Here is a 17,673-nt window from a genome sequence, read left to right as displayed (position 1 = left end):
ATTACTGTCGTCCTTCAGTTCTGGCGCCGCGGCTTGGCTGCGCTGCCGGCCGCAATGAATTCCGCGACGGTGGCGCGCGGTTCGGCGTGTTTCACCAGCGCCTCGCCAACCAGGATGGCATCGGCACCGGCGGCCGCGTACTGCCTGACCTGCTCGCTGGATTCCACCCCGGATTCGGCGATGGTCACCGCGTCGGGTGGCAGCAGCGGAGCGAGCCGGGCGAAGGTGTCCGGGTCCACGTCCAGCGTCTTCAGGTTGCGCACGTTCACCCCGATGATCTTCGCCCCGGCCGCGACGGCCCGGCGGATCTCCTCCTCGGTGTGGGTTTCCACCAGCGCGTTCATCCCCAGCGACTCGGTCAGTTCGATGAACCGCAGCAGCGTGGCGTCATCCAGCGCGGCGACGATCAGCAGCACCAGGTCCGCACCGTGGGCGCGGGCCTCGTAGATCTGGTACTCGTCGACCGTGAAGTCCTTGCGCAGGACCGGGATCCGCACCGCGGCGCGCACCGCGTCCAGGTCCGCCAGCGATCCCTTGAAACGGCGCTCTTCGGTCAGCACCGAGATCACGCTCGCTCCTCCGGCCTCGTATTCCGCGGCCAGCTCGGCCGGGGCCGGGATCTCGGCCAGCGCGCCCTTGGACGGGGAACTGCGCTTGACCTCGGAGATCACCCGCAGGGTGGTATCGCGCTGGTCCTGCCGGGGGTGACCGCCCAACGCCGCATAGGCATCGAGCGCAGGGGCCGCGGCGGCGGCGCGCTGGATCATCGACCCGAGGTCGGTACGTGCACGTCGGGCGTCCAGGTCTTCCCGGACGCCCGCAATGATTTCGTCGAGAACACTCAACTTAGTGGCTGGCTCCGCTACGCGAACCGCCGACGCCGAAGCCGGCCTTCTTCATGACCCAGCCCATCAGCAGACCAAGGACCACCACGCCGCAGCTGATGTAGACCAGGGTGTGGGCGTGGTTGGCGAATGCGATGCCACCGACAATGAAGCCGATCGTCATGATCAGGACGCAGGTCCAGGCTGCAATCGAGTTTCCGTGCCCAACCTCTTCGGCAAAGATCGGGTCAATCTCGGTCTTCTGCGACATAACAGAACGTCTCCTTGGTTCTTACTACTTCTCATCCGCGCTTTTGGCACAAGGCGGGGGTTTAAGCTTCCGGCTCTATTCTGCCACCAGTTCGCGGCGAAGACACATTCAGGCTACGAACGTGTTGCGTTCACCGCGGCCGGTTCCTACCGTCCGGCGTCGGTGGGGTCCTCTCCGGAGGAAAGCTGCTCCCAGTCCGAAATGCTGTCGCGGCCCGCCGCGGGGCGTTCGGCCGCATTCGCCTCGGTGGGGGTGCGCTCGTATTTGGTGTTCTTGACCCACGACCCGGCAGCCAGCAGTACCGCCACCCCCTGGAGCAGGATCAGCACCCCGGCGACCACGGCCAGCATGGGCCAGGCGGTGGCCTCGTAACTGCCGGAGATGGTGCGCAAACCGGTGGCTTCGGCCACGGCGCCCGCCGCGGCGGCGGCCGGGTCCAGCGTGGCGCCCAGCCCCGCAGCGAGTACCCCGCCGCCGGCCAGCAGGTTAACCACGCCGATGATGTAGCGCGCCACCTTCCGGCCGATCAGCAGCGCCAGCGCCCCGGCCAGCACCACCACGCACAGCGCGGTGACCGCGGGTGCGGCCTGCGATCCGTCCACCACGATCTGCGGCATCTGCACCGTGGTGGCATCCACGGTGACCAGCACCCAGGTGCGTGTGGCCGCCCAGAGCCCGATCAGCGCGGCGGCCACCCCGAACAGGGCCACATTCTTCAGGCTCAACAATTTCGGCATTACAGTCCCCTGGTGGCGTCGGTGGCGTTGCGCATGGTGGCCGAGGCCCAGACCGCCCGCAACGGGGCGGCGGCCTTGTTGATGGTTTCCAGGGCCTCATCGGCCAACTGCGAGTCGTTAACGATCCCGCCGCCTGCCTGGACATAGGCCCTGCCGTTCTTCAGCAGCGCGGAACGGATGGTGATGGCCATATCCATATCCCCGGCGAAGTCCAGGTACCCCACGACCCCGCCGTAGACCCCACGCCGGTAGGGTTCGTACTTGTCCAGAAGTTGCAGGGCCCGGGGCTTGGGGGCCCCGGACAGGGTTCCGGCCGGGAAGGTCGCGGCCAGCACATCGTAGGCTTCCACATCCGGGCGGGTCTTGCCCACCACGTTGGAAACCAGGTGCATGATGTGGCTGAACCGTTCGACCTCCATGAACTGGGTGACCTCCACGGTCCCGGCCTGGCAGACCTTGGACAGGTCATTGCGCGAGAGGTCCACCAGCATCAGGTGCTCGGCGCGTTCCTTCTCGTCGTTGACCAGCGACTTCTCATGCAGCTGGTCCTCCTCGTAGTTGGCTCCGCGCGGTCGCGACCCGGCGATCGGGTGGGTGACCACATGCCCGTCGTTCACGGTCACCAGCGCCTCGGGCGAGGAGCCGACCACCTGGAACGGTTCACCGTTCTCGTCGACGAAGTTGTACAGGTACATGTAGGGGCTCGGGTTGGTGGCCCGCAACACCCGGTAGACATCCAGAGCACTGGCCCGGGTTTCCAGTTCGAAACGGCGCGAAACCACGATCTGGAACACCTCCCCGTCCACAATCGCCTGTTTCGATTCGCGGATCGCCTCCAGGTATTCGCTTTCGTCCCAGGAGTGGGTGACCGCGTCCATCAGCTGATCGCGTGGCACATCCGTTCCGGAAAGCACCGATGCGTTGGTGGGCAGGTGTTCATCGAGCTTGGCCAACATCGCATCCAGCCGGGCCACCGCGTCGTCGTAGGCTTCCTCCACGCGTTCATCGCTGCCGTCGAAGTTGATGGCGTTGGCGATCAGCGTCACGGTGCCCTCGGCCGCATCGTGGGCGGCCATATCCGCCACCAGGTTCATGCTCAGTTCCGGCAACTGCAAGTCGTCGGCAGGCGGGTTGGGTAGCTTCTCCCAATGCCGCACACACTCCCAGCCGATGAATCCGACCATGCCACCGGTCAGCGGCGGCATACCGGGAATCGGTTCGGTACGCAAGGTGCGAACGGTATCGCGCAACACCTCGACGCCGATCCCCCCGGTAGGCAGGCCAGCCGGGATATGCCCCTGCCAGTAGGCCTGCCCATCGCTGCGGGTGGACAGGGTGGCCGGGGAATTGACCCCGATGAAGGAGTGGCGTGACCAGACCCCGCCGGCCGCCGCGGACTCCAGCAGGAACGTGCCAGGACGACCCCCGGCGAGCTGACGGTACAACCCGATGGGGGTCAACGAATCAGCCAGCACCCTCACGGTCACCGGAATGACTCGACGGGTCTTGGCCATGGTCAGGAACTGCTCGCGGGTGGGTGAAATGCTACCGAGGTTATTCATCGACTTCTTCTTGAGGTGTTGATTTCGCTGGTTACCGGGGACGGGCAAATGTTAGTCCGGGCGCTGCCCGGTGACCACCGGCAGGTCGCGGCCGGTGAAGCAGGTGGGTGCACCGGTATGGCAGGCTGCGCCGACCTGGTCGACCCGGACCAGCAGGGCATCGCCATCGCAGTCCAGGGCCGCACCCTTGACGTATTGGGCATGGCCGGAGGTGTCGCCCTTGCGCCAGTACTCCTGGCGCGAACGCGAATAGAAGGTCACCCGTCCGGTCGTGAGCGTACGACGCAGCGCCTCGTCATCCATCCAGCCGAGCATCAGCACCTCAAGGGTGTCGAACTGCTGGACGATGGCAGCGAACAAGCCATTCGCATCACGCTTGAGACGGGCGGCAATTTCGGGGTCAAGCTGCGCTGGTTCAGAATCCGGAACCGCGCTTGAATTCGAAGTAGACATCCCCACAAGCATACTTGCTGGGCACGTCGCCGCAGCCCCGTGTGACAAGTCGCAAACCCTACCAATCAACGCAACATGGGCGGTTCGGCCCACACCGGGCAACAAGGCGTGCTAGGTTCAGAGGTGATGCACCTGGTACATGCTTCTCGACTCGCACTAGCTGAGGCCCTCTTGGCCGCTGGCCCCTCAGCCGATACCCTCTGTGCAGGATGGCAGGCCCGCCATCTGGCCGCCCATCTGGTTCTCCGGGAGAATTCCCCGCTCGGTGCAGGAGTACTGATCAAGCCGCTTTCGGGAAAACTCGAATCACGGCTGCAGGAACTGGCGAACGACGCCCGCAAACCGGAGAATTACATTGGCCTGGTCCGACGTTTCCGCGCCGGCCCGGGCAAGTACTCGCCATTTTCCATTGAGCGCATCAGCTCGGCGGCAAACCTGTCGGAATTCTTCATCCACACCGAGGACATCCGCCGTGCCCGAACCCAATGGGCCCCGCGTGTGCTGGACCGCGAATACACCGAAATGCTATGGCACGATCTGACCAAGCGGGCACGGATCTACTATCGCCACAGCCCGGTAGGTGTCATCCTCGCCCGTCCCAACGGCGAACATTGTGTGGCGAAGAAGGCCGCCAACCCGGTGACCATCACCGGCCCGGTGGCCGAGCTGCTACTGCATGCCTCAGGGCGTGGCGATAGCGCCCTCGTAACCTTCGAGGGCAGCGACGAATCGATCAAGTCGCTGAAAAAGGCCAAAATCGGTTTCTAAAGTACCGGCTGATAACTGGGATTAAGGCCTCGTGCCGAAAATCCAGTGCAACTGCGGAACCAACGGAGTCCCGACAGGTTATCAACAGTTTTCGACATACCCTCCCCATCGCGGTTCTTCCGGTCTAGGATGACGTTCAATCAAGGCGCCATGCGACGGCAACGGAGGTTCACTGATGTCCCACAGACTACGAAAGCTGCGTCTCCTGACGTTGCCCGCCGTTGCCGGTCTTGCACTTGCCTCCTGCCAGCAGGCAGACCCCGCCCCGGAACCTTCGGTAACAGCCACCGCTGCCAGTCCCAGTCCGGAAACCCCTACCCCCACGAGCTCCCCGGAACCAACTCCGAAGCCAGCGACTGCGGAAGGTCCTGCCGAGAATATTCCAGTTCCGGAAATGCCCGAGCTAGCCAAAGAGAACAGCAAAAATGGGGCCATGAGTTTTGCTGAGCACTATTTCGACATCATTAACTACAGCACGGCAACGACAACATCTGGCGAAATGAAGAAACTAACCAGCCGTGAGTGCGAACTCTGCGGTGAGAGATTCATTGACCCACTAGATACAGCTATCCTGAACGATGCATGGCAAGTAGGTGGAGAATATGAATTCCGACTAATCGACTTGTTGCAACCTTCGGAGAATAGAGCAGTAGCCATATTCGAATATTCATCTGAACCGCAGGCCATCTATCTCGATGCAAACGATCCTGTAGTTGAATGGGAAGCAGTAAACAATCGCGTTGTCTCCTTCGAGTTGGAATTCGACGATGGATGGGAAGTGGTGGGACTTGTTACTTCCGAAAATGAATAGTTTCGCACTAATAGGAGTCTTGTCTTTGATCATTCCCCACGTGATTGAAACTTACGAAGTTAAAGAGTTGCCGATCGAGTGCAGATTTGGTAGCCAGATGTCACCCGACGCTATTAAAAGCCAGGAAAAAACGTTGTCCCAAATTGAATATCAATCCTGATCGTTGGCACTATGAAAATAACCGGCAGATAAATCAGAATAATCCCAAGTACCGCGTAGAGCATTCCGAATCCTGCGGTAACAGTCCCGAAATCTTTGAAAATTGCTCAACTAATCCCGATGCGCAAAGATGTGCAGACGGGAGTTTCCCATTCATAGAGACAATTTTCGGCGTTGAAGGCGACGACGAAGGTCGGCTTATTTCGCAAGGTCCTCGTTGTCCGGGTGACCCGGCTCCAGGAGTTCCGTTCGACGAGATACTGGAAGAAATACGTATTACACCCGAACAATTTCGAAGCTTCCCCATCCAACCCGCAGAACTTATTAGCGATCCAGAACAGTTTTCGTTGCGCAACGGTCACACGCACCTTTGGGCGGAAAGCGAGACACAGAACTTCAACACAGTTATAGAAGGAATTTCTGTCGAACTCCGTGCCATCCCAATTCAATGGATGTGGGATTACGGCGACGGAACGAAGCGGAATCTGAATCACCCCGGCGAACCGGCACCGAACCACACGCTCCACCACGAAACCCCGACAAGCCATTCGTATACGGAAACCGGGATCTTCCAAGTCAATCTCACTACGCTCTACCGTGGGGAATTCAGGATCGTCGGCGAAGGATGGCAGTCCATCCCCGGCCAGGCCGCCGTACCCAGTGAGGCGGTCCCCATTGATGTGTGGCGCACCGAAAAGGAACTGGTTGCACCCGATGGGCAATAACCACGGCGTTAATATCGACAAGGCGCTGACCCCTTGTTCGGGGTACAGCGCCTTGAATCACGATTGCTTCTAGCGAACCGGGAATCCTGCTTCTCGAATCGCGTCCTTGACCGTGGCGATCATGTCGTCGGGACCGAAGTGGAAGATCGATGCGGCCAGCACCGCATCGGCCCCCGCCTCGATAGCCGGTGGGAAGTCCTCGGGTTTGCCCGCTCCCCCGGAGGCAATCAACGGAACACTGACCTCTGCGCGGACGGCACGGATCATTTCCAGGTCGAAACCGTCTTGCGTTCCATCGGCATCGATCGAGTTCAACAAGATCTCACCGACACCCCGCTCGGCCGCTTCCTTTGCCCACGCCACGGCGCAGGTACCGGTACCTGTTCGCCCACCATGGGTGGTGACTTCGTACCCGGAGGGGATTTCCGGATTATCCGTTCGCCGGGCGTCCAGGGACAACACCAGCACCTGGGAACCGAAGCGTTCGGTAATCTCGTTGATCACATCCGGTCGGCTGACCGCCGCGGTGTTGATCGAGGCCTTATCCGCTCCGGCACGCAGCAACCGGTCGACGTCTTCGGCGGTGCGTACCCCGCCCCCCACGGTCAACGGGATGAAGACCTCGTCAGCGGTACGGCCGACCACGTCGTAGGTGGTCTCACGATCCGAGCTGGATGCGGTGACGTCAAGGAAGGTGATCTCGTCGGCACCGGCCTCGTTATAGCGGCGCGCAAGCTCTACCGGGTCACCGGCGTCACGCAGCCCTTCGAAGTTGATGCCCTTCACAACGCGTCCGGCGTCGACATCCAGGCAGGGAATGACACGAATTGCAACGGTCATCGTTGTCTCCTTTGAGGTATGCCCAAACTAGATGCGGCAGGCGTGGATCTGGCTGACCAGGATCGCACGGGCACCCAGGTCGTAGAGCTCGTCCATGATGTTATTGGTCTGCGACTTGAGCACCATGGCCCGTACCGCACACCACTCCGAATCCTGCAGCGGCGAAACCGTCGGTGATTCCAATCCGGGAGTCAGGGCCGCGGCCTGGTCAACCTGGTCCTTGCGCACGTCGTAGTCCAGCATCACGTACTGGCGGGCAACCAGCACACCGGACAGGCGGCGGATCAACACCTCCAGGCCGGCGGGTTGATGAGCAGTACGACCCAGCAACACGGCTTCGGATTGCAGCAACGGCGGACCGAAGATCTCCATACCGGCGGCCTTGATGGTGTTGCCGGTCTCCACCACATCGGCGATCGCGTCGGCCACACCCAGACGGACCGAGGATTCCACGGCGCCGTCGAGGCGGACCACCGAGGCGTTGATGCCCGCTTCCTTCAGGTAGTGGTCAAGCAGGACATCGTAGCTGGTGGCAATGCGCTTGCCCTCCAGTTGTTCGGCCGTGGTGTAGGTTCCCACCGGGGCAGCGAATCGGAAGGCCGATTTGCCGATGCCCAGCGGTAGCAGCTCCTCGACCGCCTCGTCCACATCGGCATCCCGGTACAGGTCCCGGCCGGTGATACCCACATCCAGGATGCCGCGTCCGACATAGACCGCGATGTCGCGCGGGCGCAGGTAGAAGAACTCGACGTTGTTGTCCGCGTCGGTGATGACCAGTTCGCGGTTGTCGCGGCGCTGGAGGTAGCCCGCTTCCTTGAACATGGTCGAGGCAATTTCGGAGAGAGCACCCTTGTTGGGTAGTGCTACGCGAAGCATGTGAAACTCGTTTCTGTGCCGGCGCCTGGCAGGATGCTCACCTGCGGCGCCAAGGAAAGTGGATTGGCCGATGTCTGTGGCCGTCGTGCGTTGCCTGCCGCAGGCCCGTTAGGGGCACGCAGTGGCCGCTCGACGGCTACAAATGCTTGTAGATATCGGGAAGGTCCAGTCCCTTGGCGATCATCATCACCTGGAGGTGGTAGAGGAGCTGCGAGATTTCCTCGGCTGCCGCCTCGTCACTTTCGTATTCGCAGGCCATCCAGACTTCGGCGGCCTCCTCGACGACTTTCTTACCGATGCCGTGGATACCGGAATCGAGTTCAGTGACGGTACGAGAGCCTTCAGGGCGGGTTTGGGCCTTGAGCTTCAGTTCGCTGAAGAGCTCGTCAAAAGTTTTCACGAGATCTAGCCTAGCGTTTTTGGGTGCGCCGGTTCACTTCGGCGCACCCAATGTGACATTTTCGCCGCTGTTCTCCGGTCGGCTCAGGCCAGGGCGGCAACCGTCATCACGGCGGCGGAGAACGCCTCGTAGCCCTTGTCCTCCGCTGATCCTTCCAGCCCGGCACGGTCCACTGCCTGGGCCTCGTCGTCGCAGGTGAGCACCCCGAACCCGATCGGGGTGCGGGTGTCCAAGCTCACCTGTGTCAGGCCCATGGTGGCAGCCTGGCAGACGTAGTCGAAGTGCGGCGTCCCACCGCGGATGACCACGCCCAGCGCGATCACCGCATCGTACTTCTCGGCCAGCACCCGGGCGGCCACCGGCAATTCGAAGGAGCCCGGCACACGGACCAGGTCCACGGTGCCGATGTTCGCGTCCTTCGCCGCGCGCTGCGCACCGTTGATCAGCCCGTTCATGACCGTCTCGTGCCAGCTGGCGGCCAGGATCGCGACCTTCAGGTTCTTCCGGTCCAGTGCCTTGAGTTCCTCGGCGGTATTGGTCGGTGCTCCGTGCTTGCTCATATCGTCTCTGCTTTCAGTAGGAATGTGGTGGTGTCGGTGTTCGGCGGCACCGGGGTCAGAAGCTGGTCTTGGTATCCGGCAATTGCAGGTTGTGGCCCAGCCGCTGCTGCTTGGTGCGCAGGTAGCGTTCGTTTTCGGCCCGTGGGGCGATGTGGCTTGGCACCCGCTCGGTGACCTCGATGCCCGCCGCGCCAAGCTTGGCGACCTTGTCCGGGTTGTTCGTCAGCAACCGCACCCGCTCGATGCCCAGGTTCTGCAGGATCGAGACCACCGCGTAGTACTCGCGCGAGTCCACCGGCAGACCCAGGTGTTCGTTGGCATCGGCGGTATCCAGCCCGGTTTCCTGCAGCGAATAGGCCCGTAGTTTGTTCAACAGCCCGATGCCGCGCCCCTCATGGCCGCGCACGTAGATCAGGTGTCCGCCCTCGGCGGCGATCTGCTCCAGCGCCGCGTCCAGTTGCTCCCCGCAGTCGCAGCGGTAGGAGCCGAACACGTCCCCGGTGAGGCATTCGGAGTGGATGCGCACCAGCGGCGTACCGTCGGCCTGCGGGTCCAGCCCCGGGTGCGAGAGCACGATGTGCTCATGCCCCTCGACCATCGTGCCGCGGGCGGAGAACTCGCCGAAGGCGGTGGGCAGGCGCACCGGTTCGGTCAGTTCGATGGCGTCGTTGACCCGGCGCCAGCGGGCCAGGTCCTCGATGGAGATCAGCGGCAGGTCGTGTTCGGCGGCGAAGCCGCGCAGGTCATCCAGGCGCATCATGGATCCGTCATCGTGCACGATCTCCACCAGCACACCCACAGGTTCCAGCCCGGCACCCACGCACAGGTCCACCGCGGCCTCGGTATGCCCACGGCGGGCCAGCACCCCGCGCTCGTTGGCACGCAACGGGAAGATGTGGCCGGGGCGGGAGAGCTGCCTGGCGGTGGTGTCCGGCGCGGCCAGCAGCCGGGCGGTCAGCGCGCGGTCCGCGGCCGAGATCCCGGTGCTGATCCCCTCGGCGGCGTCACAGGAGACCGTGAACGCGGTACCCTTGGCGTCCTGGTTGATGCCCACCATGGGGGCCAGCCCCAGCTCATCGGCCCGTTCCGCGCCCATCGGCACGCAGATCACGCCCGAGGAGTAGCGGATGGTGAACCCCATCAGCTCCGGGGTGGCGAATTGGGCGGCGAAGATGATGTCGCCCTCGTTCTCACGGTCCTCGTCGTCCACCACCACCACGGCCCGGCCGGCGGCCATGGCGGCCAGTGCGGTCGGAATGGAGTCGAATTCCTTGGTGCTCATTGTGCGGCCTTTCCGAAGGCGGTCAGGCGTGCCACGTATTTGGCCAGCACGTCGACCTCGATGTTGATGTTGTCCCCGACCTGCCGTTCGCCCATGGTGGTCTCGCGCAGCGTGATCGGGATGATGCCCACTTCCACCCAGTGTTCGGGGGCGTCGGCCGGGGAAACGGCGGTGATGGTCAGCGAGATCCCGTCCAGCGCGATGGATCCCTTTTCCGCGGTCAGCGCCGCGTATTCGGCAGGCAATCCGATCCGGAAGGTGGTCCACTGGCCGTGGTCCTCACGCAGCAGCACGCTGCCGACGGTATCCACATGCCCCTGCACCACATGTCCATCCAGCCGTCCACCGGCCGGGGTGCAACGCTCGAGGTTGACACGTTGGCCTGGGCGCAGTGTCCCGGTGCTGGTGCGGCGCAGCGTTTCGCCCATCACGTCCACGGTGATCCGCTCCCCGTCGATGGCGGTGGCCGAAAGGCATACGCCGTTGATGGCGATGGACCCGCCGTGGGCGAAGTCCGCGGTATGTCCGGGGACCTGCAAGTGCAGGACGGCACTGTCCGTTTGCGGGTCGGCGGCCAGCTCCAGCACGGTTCCGGTTCCGCTGATGATTCCGGTAAACATGGTTCTACTCCTTCGGGTGGCTGCCGTTGGCCACCGGAACCGGCAGGGGTTCCAGGTGCAGCAGCACGTCGACTCCGAGCCGTTTGACCGCATCGTTCTGCGCGGCATCCAGCCGGAAATTCCGGGCTTGGCTAAGGGTGGTGACCGAGGGCAGGTTCACCGAGGCGGTGCCGCCGCCGATGATCACCGGGGCCTGGTAGCAGTACAGCTCGTCGGCCAGGTCCGCCTCGATGAAGGCGCTGGCCAGGGTGGCCCCGCCCTCGATGAGCAGGTGGCCGAAGCCCAGGTCCCGGGCGCGCGCCACCACCTCGAACACGTCATGGGTGCGCAATTGTTCCCAGTTCCCGTCATAGGCCAGGGCCAGCTGTTCGGGCAGCTGCCGGTGTCCGGCCACGATCCGGTACGGCTGGTGCTCGTGCAGTCCCCCGGCCGCGGTCCGGGCCGTCAAGCGGGGGTCATCGGCCAGCACGGTGCCGGTGCCCACCACGATCGCATCCACCTGGGCACGCAGCGAGTGCGCGTGGATCCGCGAGGCGTCACAGGTGATCCACTGGCTGGTTCCGTCCGGTGCGTTGATCCGCCCGTCCAGTGACTGGGCGGTCTTCACCGTGATGAACGGGCGGTTCTCCGCCTGGGCCTTGAACCAGCGGTGGTTCAGCTCCCAGCTGGCTGCATCCGCGGCATGGCTGACGGTGACCCCGGCCGAGCGCAGGTAGTCGGCCCCGCCGCTGGCGGCGGTTTCATCACGCACCGCATAGTGCACATGCCCGATGCCGGCCTCGGCGATCGCCTGCGAGCACGGGCCGGTCCGGCCCTGGTGGTTGCATGGTTCCAGGGTGACCACCATGGTCAGCCCGGCGGCGGCCTGCCGGCTGAGCAATCCCAGCCGACGCAGTGCATCGATTTCGGCATGCGGGTGCCCGGCACCCAGGTGGAATCCGGTGGCGATGACCCGGGCCTCGGCATCCAGGATGCAGGCGCCCACCAACGGGTTCGCCCCTCGTCGGCCGCGACCGGCGGCCTCCAGTGCGGTGCGTAATGCGCCCTTGAGCTGTTCGGCGGTGATCATTTGCTGCCCGCCTGGATGCGTGGATCGGGCATTTCGGTTTCGATGCTGGGTTTGTCGTTGTTCTTGGCCCGCATCCACACGAAGAATCCGACCAGGGTGAACACCCCGTAGAAGAGGTACATGAAGGCGCTGGCATAGTAGCCGGCGGAGAACAGCAACGGCACACCGACCACATCCACCGCCACCCAGATCAGCCAGAACTCCACCCAGCCCTTGGCCATGCCCCAGGTTGCAAGCAGCGACCCGACGAAGGTCCACGCGTCGGCCCAGACCGGCTCGTAGGAGCCCAGCATCCTGAAGAGCGGGGTCAGTGCGATGGTGCCGACAATCATCGCGGCAACCAGCCCGATCCGGGTGTGCTTCGAGGCCCAGCGCGGGGTGACGGCGCTGCCACCGGCATCGGCGGCCTGCTTCCAGCGCACCCAACCGTAGACGGCCACGGCGATGAACATGATCTGGCGCCCGGCCTGGCCGAGCAGGTTGGCGGTGTCGGCGTTGCCGAAGAGGCTGCCCAGGAATACGGTCAGCAGCAGCAGGTTGCCGATGATGCCCACCGGCCAGGCCCAGACCTTGCGGCGCATACCGCCAAAGGCACTGGCCAGACCGAAGATATTACCCACGACCTCACGCACCAGCAGCGCGGAGGAACCGATCGTGATATACGAATCGAAAGCTTCAATGAGCCACCGCAGAAAATCCATCATTACCCTTCTCGAAGCGGCGGCTCCGGGGGTACCTTATTTGATGTCCTGCGGTCGGCTAGACGAAACAGCTGCGCCACGGCAGCTGCCCGAAGAGGGACCAGTCAATCAAATTCGTGCTTCTCCCATCCAGACTTTAACTGTCGGTACCGGAATTCCACCGGTTCAACCAATCCGGTTCCCCTGTGGGGGTCCCGGCTCGGGTCGCGGACTATCACCGCCGGTTCGGACTTACACCGACCCCGGAGCACGTATTTTTCAGTTTGCTACTGTCGATTATGGCACACCTAGTGTGCCCCAAGCGCAAGATTGCGTAACACATCGATTTCCACCGATGGCTCCGGGGCGGAATACACCGCCGACCCGGCAACGAACACATCGGCCCCGGCTTCCACGGCCCGCAGGATCGTGTCCCGCGAGATCCCTCCATCCACCTGCAGGGCAATCGGCCTGCCGGAGCCCTCGATGGCGGCCCGTGCCCGGCGGATCTTGGGCAGCACCAGGTCCAGGAACTTCTGACCACCGAAACCCGGTTCGACGGTCATCAGCAACAGCATGTCCAGCTCGCCGAGCATATCCAAGTACGGTTCGACCGCGGTGGCCGGGCGCAGCGCCATCGAGGCCTTGGCTCCGGTCGCCCGCAGTTCGCGGGCCAGACGCACCGGAGCGGTGGAGGCCTCGGCATGGAAGGTCACCGAATCCACTCCCAGCTGCGCGTATTCCGGGGCCCAGCGGTCGGCGTCGGCGATCATCAGGTGGATGTCCAGCGGCAGCCCGGTGTTCGCGGCAATGGCTTCGACCACCGGCTTGCCCAGGGTCAGGTTCGGCACGAAGTGGTTGTCCATCACATCCACATGCACCGCATCGGCGGTGTGGATGCGTTGCAGTTCACTGGCCAGGTTGGCAAAGTCGGCCGACAGGATCGAGGGATTGATGCGCACCGGGTTGCTCTCCTTGGGGTGGGCCGCCGGCGTGGGCGGGCGGGGTGGTCGGTTCTAGGCGGTCTTGGTCAGCAACGCCATGAACATGGCGTCGGTGCCGTGGATGTGCGGCCACAACTGGACGGTGCTCCCCGCCCCCAGGGCCATGGCGGCCGGCGGGGTGCCGGGCAGCATCACCGAGGCCACCGCAGCCCCGGTGTCCAGCAGTGCTGCACTGGGATTCGCCTTCAGGAAATCCTCAACCACCAGCCGGGTTTCGGCCTGGTGGGGTGAACAGGTCACGTAGCCGACGACCCCGCCCACCCGCACCGCGTTGAAGGCAGCCTCCAGCAGCGAAAGTTGCAGTGCGGTCAGCTCCGGGATGTCCCGGGCGTTCTTGCGCCAGCGGGATTCCGGGCGCCGGCGCAGGGCGCCCAGGCCGGAACAGGGGGCGTCGACCATGATCCGGTCGTAGTCCCCCGCGTAGTCCGTGCCTGCGTAATCCCGCCCGTCCGCGCTGGAAACCATCCAGAAGTCCGCAGGCACCGCGGCCAGCGACTTCTCCACCAGCCGGGCCCGGTGTGCGGATGGTTCATTGGCGGTCAGCCGGGCATCGCGCTGCACCGCATAGGACCCGAGCACGGCGGCCTTGCCACCGGGGCCGGCGCACAAATCTAGCCAGTACCGGTCCTCGCCGGGCTCGGGCAGTGCCACCCGGGCCAGGGCGTGGGCCATGATCTGGCTTCCGGCGTCCTGCACCCGGACCGTACCTTCATTCACCCCCGGGACCCGGCTGACATCGCCGTGGCTGTACGTGGCCGAACCTTCGACCATGGTGCCGGGCTCCGCCCCGGACTCCAGCACGGGTGCCAACTCCCCCAACCCGGGCAATGCGATCAGGTTCACCACCGGGGCGGCGTTGTCCGCCTCCAGCAACTCGGTGATTTCCGTCGCCGGGCGGCCATGGGCCACCAGCCCCTGGCGCAGTGCACGCACGATCCATTCCGGGTGGGCGTGTTCCAGTCCGAGCCGTTGGCTTTCGCTGGTGGCACTGGCACCGACTTCCGCGCGCCAGGTATCCACTTCCTTGGCGCTGACCCGTCGCAGCACTGCGTTGATCAGCCCGGAGGGACCGGCACCGATCTGGGCGCGGGCCAGGGACACGGTCTCGTCCAGGGCCGCATGGTTCGGCACCCGCATCGCCAGCAACTGGTGGGCCCCAAGCCGGAGCGCATCGAGAACGGCCGGATCCAGTTCGGACAGCTCCCGGTCCACCAGGGTCGCCAGGATCGAATCGTAGAACCCCTGGGCGCGCAACGCCCCGTAGGCCAGTTCGGTGGCGAACCCGGCGTCGCGCTTGTCCAGGTGGTGGTCGCGGATCGCCTTGGGCAGCACCAGGTTCGCGTAGGCGTCCGCCGAGGAAACCTCGCGCAGCACCTTGAAGGCCACCAGGCGGGCGGGGTCGGAGGACCGCTTGCGCTGCGACGGGGCGGAGGTCGAATAGCGTCGCGGTCCGCCCTGCCCCCGGTTGCGGGTCCGCCCGCGCTCATTACGTCGTGGTTCATGGTTATTCGGCTGGCTCATGCGAAGCTCACTTCCGTGCCGTTCGCGAGCAGGCCACGGGCCCAGTCGGAGGCGTTCATCATCTTCTTGCCCGGGGGCTGAATGGTGGTCAGTTCCAGGGCCCAGGTGGCGGTTCCCACCAGCACCATGGGCTGCTTGCCCGGCTCGATGCGCAGCTGCCCGGCACCGAGACCGGTGACCTCACGGCGTTCGCGCAGCGGGCCGAACTTGTAGCGGGTGGTCCCGACCTGGGTCCACGGGCCGGGGAACGGGGTGGTGCCGTGGGCGCGGCGCCGGATCTCGGTGGCCGGGCGGGTGAAGTCCAGCTGCGCGTCAGCATCGGTGATCTTCGGCGCGTAACTGCCCGATCCGCTCTGCGGTACCGGCCGAGCCACCCCGGTCGCGATCGCCTGCAAGGTGTCCACCAACAGCTTCGAACCTGAGTGGCTCAGCCGCTCAAGCAGCACCCCGGCGGTGTCCATTGCGCCGATGGGCTCGGTCACCTGCCCGAAGACCGGACCGGTATCCAGCCCGGTTTCCAGCTGGAAGGTGACCGCACCGGTGATGTCATCACCGTAGATGATCGAGTGCTGCACCGGGGCGGCCCCGCGCCAATCCGGCAGCAGCGAGAAGTGCAGGTTGACCCACCCGTGGACGGGAACGTCCAGCGCCTTGTCCGGCACCAGTCCGCCAAAGGCGACGATGGCCGCGGCTTCCAATTCCAGTGCCGCCAACTGCGCGGTGACCTCCTCGTCGATCCGCGCGGCCTTGATGGTCCGCAGGCCCAGATCCGCGGCCCGTGCCGCCACCGGCGACGGGGTCAGCACACGTTTGCGCCCCAGCGGGGCATCCGGGCGGGTGAGCACCGCCGCGATCTCGAATCCGGCCTCGACCAGGTAATCAAGCGAGGTCACGGCCACTTCAGGGGTTCCGGCAAACAGGATCCGCATGACTTAACCCCCCAATCCGGCGCCGAAGCTGGAACCGAGGGCACCCGAGCGCTGCTGCACGGTGCTGGCCGTGGTCAACCGGTAATCGGTGGCGCGCAGCTTCTTCCACGCGGCCTTGCGATCCGCATCGGACAGGCGCTCGAGAAACAGGATTCCGTCCAGGTGGTCGGTCTCATGCTGGATGCAGCGCGAAAGCATCCCGTCGCCCTCCAACGTGACCGGATTACCGAACTTGTCCGAACCGGTGGCCCGGACATGGCGTCGCCGGGGCACCGGGGCCGAGATGCCGGGGATCGACAGGCAACCTTCGGCCACATCCGGCTGGAAGTCCTCGCTGAGTTCGAGGACGGGGTTGATGATATGCCCGCGCACACCATCGATCTGGTAGGTGAAGACCCTCAGGGAAACACCCACTTGCGGTGCAGCCAGACCGGCCCCCTCCACGTTTTCCATGGTTTCGTCCATGTCGTCAACGAGTTTTTGGATCTCGGGGCCGAATTCGGTGACCTCTTGCGCCCTGGTTCGTAGAACAGGATCCCCGATGATTCGAATTCCCAATACCGCCATAATCCGTGTGACGTCCTTTCAAGGTTGGCTTCAACGCAGTCCTTGGGGCCCAAAGCCCACCGAACCAGTCTACGGGAGTTGTTCTACGGTTCCCGGTGGCGGACCGATCTCGGTCAGGCCCTGACCGCTGCGCGCCAGCTCGTAGTGGGCCTTCCAGCTGCGGTGCAGGGCCCAGAACTTCGACCAGTATCCGGGCAAGGAAGCCGGTGGTGCCATGAAGGTCCGTGAACCGCCCTCGCCCAGCGCCACTGCCAGCAACATCACATCGGTGCCATAGGGCCAGGCTTCCCAAAGCCCGGCCACCGGGTCCACACTGCGTTCCTCCGCCTTGGCCGCGGCAACCAGCTGCATGATGACCTTTGCGTCGGGGCTCTTGACCTGCCCATCACGGTCGGTGCCCTTGGTTTTGTAGTCCACCAGCGCCAGCCGGCCACCGACCCGGGCGATCAGGTCGATGGTCCCGGCATAGCCCACCGTTTCGTTCCACACGGTGACCTCGGCAGCAATCGGCTCAACCCGGTAGTCCTTCCACCATGCTTCGAGGCTGCGCGCAAAGCCCAGTTCATCCTTCGCGGCCAGCTGTTCCCGTGAGGACCGCAGCTCATTGGGTTCGCCGAGTACCCCGAGCGCGAACTGCTCGGCATAGTCGTGGACCCGGTCTCCGCGGGTCGCGGTCTGGTCCCGGTACTGTTCCGATGCCGACGCCGATTCGCGCACCAGGCGACGCATTCGCGTCTGGTCACCCAACGCCTCGGCCAATTGCCCGTGCTCCGCCAGTGACTTGGCCGCCATATATCCGGCCCACCCGGTGAGGTCCATGTGCTCCACGCCGATGACGGTGGTTATCGAGGGCACCGATACCTGTCCGCCGACCTGCCGCGCGTACATGCGACCGAGTTCCGTTTGAGTTGCAAGTTTGGGGGTGGTCATAAATCGATCATGGCACATGCCGCGGCCCCTTCTCCCCAAGTCCGTGGGGAAATTCCGGAAGTTTTTCGCGGATTCCCGGGGCGGG

At 64.3% G+C, this 17,673-nt stretch carries 21 protein-coding genes and 1 riboswitch; of the genes, 3 read left to right on the top strand and 18 right to left on the bottom strand.

Going from position 1 to position 17,673, the window contains the following annotated elements; genetic code table 11:
* Positions 1-14: 14 nt before the first annotated feature.
* From trpC to hisI, 5 genes are all read right to left on the bottom strand, one after another.
* Positions 15-845 carry an indole-3-glycerol phosphate synthase TrpC gene (trpC, locus tag OK351_RS03290; protein WP_265155927.1) on the bottom strand — a complete coding sequence of 277 codons (831 nt, stop codon included), beginning with the start codon at positions 843-845 and terminating at the stop codon, positions 15-17.
* Between the two features lies 1 nt (position 846).
* Positions 847-1,095 carry an HGxxPAAW family protein gene (locus OK351_RS03285; protein ID WP_265155926.1) on the bottom strand — a complete coding sequence of 83 codons (249 nt, stop codon included), beginning with the start codon at positions 1,093-1,095 and terminating at the stop codon, positions 847-849.
* 146 nt (positions 1,096-1,241) lie between these two features.
* Positions 1,242-1,832: a Trp biosynthesis-associated membrane protein gene (locus tag OK351_RS03280; protein WP_265155925.1), complete on the bottom strand. Its 591-nt coding sequence runs from the start codon at positions 1,830-1,832 to the stop codon at positions 1,242-1,244.
* Positions 1,832-3,394, bottom strand: a complete 1,563-nt coding sequence (locus tag OK351_RS03275) for an anthranilate synthase component I (protein ID WP_265155924.1) — start codon at positions 3,392-3,394, stop codon at positions 1,832-1,834. The genes OK351_RS03280 and OK351_RS03275 overlap by 1 nt, the downstream gene beginning before the upstream one ends.
* A gap of 51 nt (positions 3,395-3,445) precedes the next feature.
* On the bottom strand, positions 3,446-3,847 hold the full coding sequence (gene hisI, locus OK351_RS03270; protein ID WP_265155923.1) for a phosphoribosyl-AMP cyclohydrolase: 402 nt from the start codon (positions 3,845-3,847) through the stop codon (positions 3,446-3,448).
* 126 nt (positions 3,848-3,973) lie between these two features.
* Here hisI and OK351_RS03265 point away from each other — a divergent pair, with 126 nt between their 5' ends.
* The 3 genes from OK351_RS03265 to OK351_RS03255 all read left to right on the top strand — a co-directional run bounded on the left by OK351_RS03265 (position 3,974) and on the right by OK351_RS03255 (position 6,310).
* The gene (locus OK351_RS03265; protein ID WP_265155922.1) at positions 3,974-4,615 is read left to right on the top strand and encodes a TIGR03085 family metal-binding protein; all 642 of its coding nucleotides are present in this window, start codon (positions 3,974-3,976) and stop codon (positions 4,613-4,615) included.
* A 175-nt stretch (positions 4,616-4,790) separates the two neighbouring features.
* Positions 4,791-5,426, top strand: a complete 636-nt coding sequence (locus OK351_RS03260; protein ID WP_265155921.1) for a DUF6318 family protein — start codon at positions 4,791-4,793, stop codon at positions 5,424-5,426.
* 143 nt (positions 5,427-5,569) lie between these two features.
* Positions 5,570-6,310 (top strand): PKD domain-containing protein, encoded by a 741-nt coding sequence (locus OK351_RS03255; RefSeq protein ID WP_265155920.1) that lies wholly within the window; start codon positions 5,570-5,572, stop codon positions 6,308-6,310.
* 69 nt (positions 6,311-6,379) lie between these two features.
* On the opposite strand, the gene hisF is transcribed toward OK351_RS03255, so the two are convergent.
* From hisF to OK351_RS03190, 13 genes are all read right to left on the bottom strand, one after another.
* Positions 6,380-7,150, bottom strand: coding sequence for an imidazole glycerol phosphate synthase subunit HisF (gene hisF / locus OK351_RS03250; protein WP_265155919.1), 771 nt, complete (start codon positions 7,148-7,150; stop codon positions 6,380-6,382).
* A 27-nt stretch (positions 7,151-7,177) separates the two neighbouring features.
* Entirely contained in the window at positions 7,178-8,026 is an 849-nt protein-coding gene (gene hisG, locus OK351_RS03245) for an ATP phosphoribosyltransferase (protein WP_265155918.1), read from the bottom strand.
* A 136-nt stretch (positions 8,027-8,162) separates the two neighbouring features.
* Positions 8,163-8,426 (bottom strand): phosphoribosyl-ATP diphosphatase, encoded by a 264-nt coding sequence (locus tag OK351_RS03240; protein WP_265155917.1) that lies wholly within the window; start codon positions 8,424-8,426, stop codon positions 8,163-8,165.
* A gap of 83 nt (positions 8,427-8,509) precedes the next feature.
* The gene (gene ribH / locus OK351_RS03235) at positions 8,510-8,986 is read right to left on the bottom strand and encodes a 6,7-dimethyl-8-ribityllumazine synthase (protein ID WP_265155916.1); all 477 of its coding nucleotides are present in this window, start codon (positions 8,984-8,986) and stop codon (positions 8,510-8,512) included.
* A gap of 55 nt (positions 8,987-9,041) precedes the next feature.
* Entirely contained in the window at positions 9,042-10,268 is a 1,227-nt protein-coding gene (ribB, locus tag OK351_RS03230) for a 3,4-dihydroxy-2-butanone-4-phosphate synthase (RefSeq protein ID WP_265155915.1), read from the bottom strand.
* Positions 10,265-10,888 (bottom strand): riboflavin synthase, encoded by a 624-nt coding sequence (locus OK351_RS03225; protein WP_265155914.1) that lies wholly within the window; start codon positions 10,886-10,888, stop codon positions 10,265-10,267. Before OK351_RS03225 ends, ribB begins: the two co-directional genes overlap by 4 nt.
* A gap of 4 nt (positions 10,889-10,892) precedes the next feature.
* Positions 10,893-11,957 (bottom strand): bifunctional diaminohydroxyphosphoribosylaminopyrimidine deaminase/5-amino-6-(5-phosphoribosylamino)uracil reductase RibD, encoded by a 1,065-nt coding sequence (gene ribD, locus OK351_RS03220; RefSeq protein WP_265155913.1) that lies wholly within the window; start codon positions 11,955-11,957, stop codon positions 10,893-10,895.
* Entirely contained in the window at positions 11,954-12,658 is a 705-nt protein-coding gene (gene pnuC / locus OK351_RS03215) for a nicotinamide riboside transporter PnuC (protein WP_265155976.1), read from the bottom strand. The genes ribD and pnuC overlap by 4 nt, the downstream gene beginning before the upstream one ends.
* A gap of 113 nt (positions 12,659-12,771) precedes the next feature.
* Positions 12,772-12,912: riboswitch (FMN riboswitch) on the bottom strand.
* 33 nt (positions 12,913-12,945) lie between these two features.
* Entirely contained in the window at positions 12,946-13,599 is a 654-nt protein-coding gene (gene rpe, locus OK351_RS03210) for a ribulose-phosphate 3-epimerase (RefSeq protein ID WP_265155911.1), read from the bottom strand.
* Positions 13,600-13,653: 54 nt separating this feature from the next.
* Positions 13,654-15,162, bottom strand: coding sequence for an RsmB/NOP family class I SAM-dependent RNA methyltransferase (locus tag OK351_RS03205; RefSeq protein WP_265155910.1), 1,509 nt, complete (start codon positions 15,160-15,162; stop codon positions 13,654-13,656).
* Positions 15,159-16,091: a methionyl-tRNA formyltransferase gene (locus OK351_RS03200; RefSeq protein ID WP_265155909.1), complete on the bottom strand. Its 933-nt coding sequence runs from the start codon at positions 16,089-16,091 to the stop codon at positions 15,159-15,161. The genes OK351_RS03205 and OK351_RS03200 overlap by 4 nt, the downstream gene beginning before the upstream one ends.
* 3 nt (positions 16,092-16,094) lie before the next feature.
* Positions 16,095-16,658, bottom strand: a complete 564-nt coding sequence (def, locus tag OK351_RS03195; RefSeq protein WP_265155908.1) for a peptide deformylase — start codon at positions 16,656-16,658, stop codon at positions 16,095-16,097.
* A 69-nt stretch (positions 16,659-16,727) separates the two neighbouring features.
* Complete coding sequence (locus OK351_RS03190) at positions 16,728-17,588, bottom strand: PD-(D/E)XK nuclease family protein (RefSeq protein ID WP_265155907.1); 861 nt, start codon at positions 17,586-17,588, stop codon at positions 16,728-16,730.
* Between the last annotated feature and the right edge of the window lie 85 nt (positions 17,589-17,673).

Source organism: Glutamicibacter sp. MNS18 (assembly GCF_026107515.2).
Taxonomy (GTDB): Bacteria; Actinomycetota; Actinomycetes; order Actinomycetales; family Micrococcaceae; genus Glutamicibacter.
Note: the sequence above shows the minus strand (reverse complement) of the source record. Positions and strands in the feature narration are given on the sequence as shown.

What these genes read in the sequence shown, in the direction of transcription:
- OK351_RS03285 (WP_265155926.1), bottom strand. Translation starts at nt 1,095, where the DNA reads ATGTCGCAGAAGACCGAGATTGACCCGATCTTTGCCGAAGAGGTTGGG.
- OK351_RS03280 (WP_265155925.1), bottom strand. Translation starts at nt 1,832, where the DNA reads ATGCCGAAATTGTTGAGCCTGAAGAATGTGGCCCTGTTCGGGGTGGCC.
- OK351_RS03275 (WP_265155924.1), bottom strand. Translation starts at nt 3,394, where the DNA reads ATGAATAACCTCGGTAGCATTTCACCCACCCGCGAGCAGTTCCTGACC.
- hisI (WP_265155923.1), bottom strand. Translation starts at nt 3,847, where the DNA reads ATGTCTACTTCGAATTCAAGCGCGGTTCCGGATTCTGAACCAGCGCAG.
- OK351_RS03265 (WP_265155922.1), top strand. Translation starts at nt 3,974, where the DNA reads ATGCACCTGGTACATGCTTCTCGACTCGCACTAGCTGAGGCCCTCTTG.
- OK351_RS03260 (WP_265155921.1), top strand. Translation starts at nt 4,791, where the DNA reads ATGTCCCACAGACTACGAAAGCTGCGTCTCCTGACGTTGCCCGCCGTT.
- hisF (WP_265155919.1), bottom strand. Translation starts at nt 7,150, where the DNA reads ATGACCGTTGCAATTCGTGTCATTCCCTGCCTGGATGTCGACGCCGGA.
- hisG (WP_265155918.1), bottom strand. Translation starts at nt 8,026, where the DNA reads ATGCTTCGCGTAGCACTACCCAACAAGGGTGCTCTCTCCGAAATTGCC.
- ribH (WP_265155916.1), bottom strand. Translation starts at nt 8,986, where the DNA reads ATGAGCAAGCACGGAGCACCGACCAATACCGCCGAGGAACTCAAGGCA.
- ribB (WP_265155915.1), bottom strand. Translation starts at nt 10,268, where the DNA reads ATGAGCACCAAGGAATTCGACTCCATTCCGACCGCACTGGCCGCCATG.
- OK351_RS03225 (WP_265155914.1), bottom strand. Translation starts at nt 10,888, where the DNA reads ATGTTTACCGGAATCATCAGCGGAACCGGAACCGTGCTGGAGCTGGCC.
- ribD (WP_265155913.1), bottom strand. Translation starts at nt 11,957, where the DNA reads ATGATCACCGCCGAACAGCTCAAGGGCGCATTACGCACCGCACTGGAG.
- pnuC (WP_265155976.1), bottom strand. Translation starts at nt 12,658, where the DNA reads ATGGATTTTCTGCGGTGGCTCATTGAAGCTTTCGATTCGTATATCACG.
- OK351_RS03205 (WP_265155910.1), bottom strand. Translation starts at nt 15,162, where the DNA reads ATGAGCCAGCCGAATAACCATGAACCACGACGTAATGAGCGCGGGCGG.
- OK351_RS03200 (WP_265155909.1), bottom strand. Translation starts at nt 16,091, where the DNA reads ATGCGGATCCTGTTTGCCGGAACCCCTGAAGTGGCCGTGACCTCGCTT.
- def (WP_265155908.1), bottom strand. Translation starts at nt 16,658, where the DNA reads ATGGCGGTATTGGGAATTCGAATCATCGGGGATCCTGTTCTACGAACC.
- OK351_RS03190 (WP_265155907.1), bottom strand. Translation starts at nt 17,588, where the DNA reads ATGACCACCCCCAAACTTGCAACTCAAACGGAACTCGGTCGCATGTAC.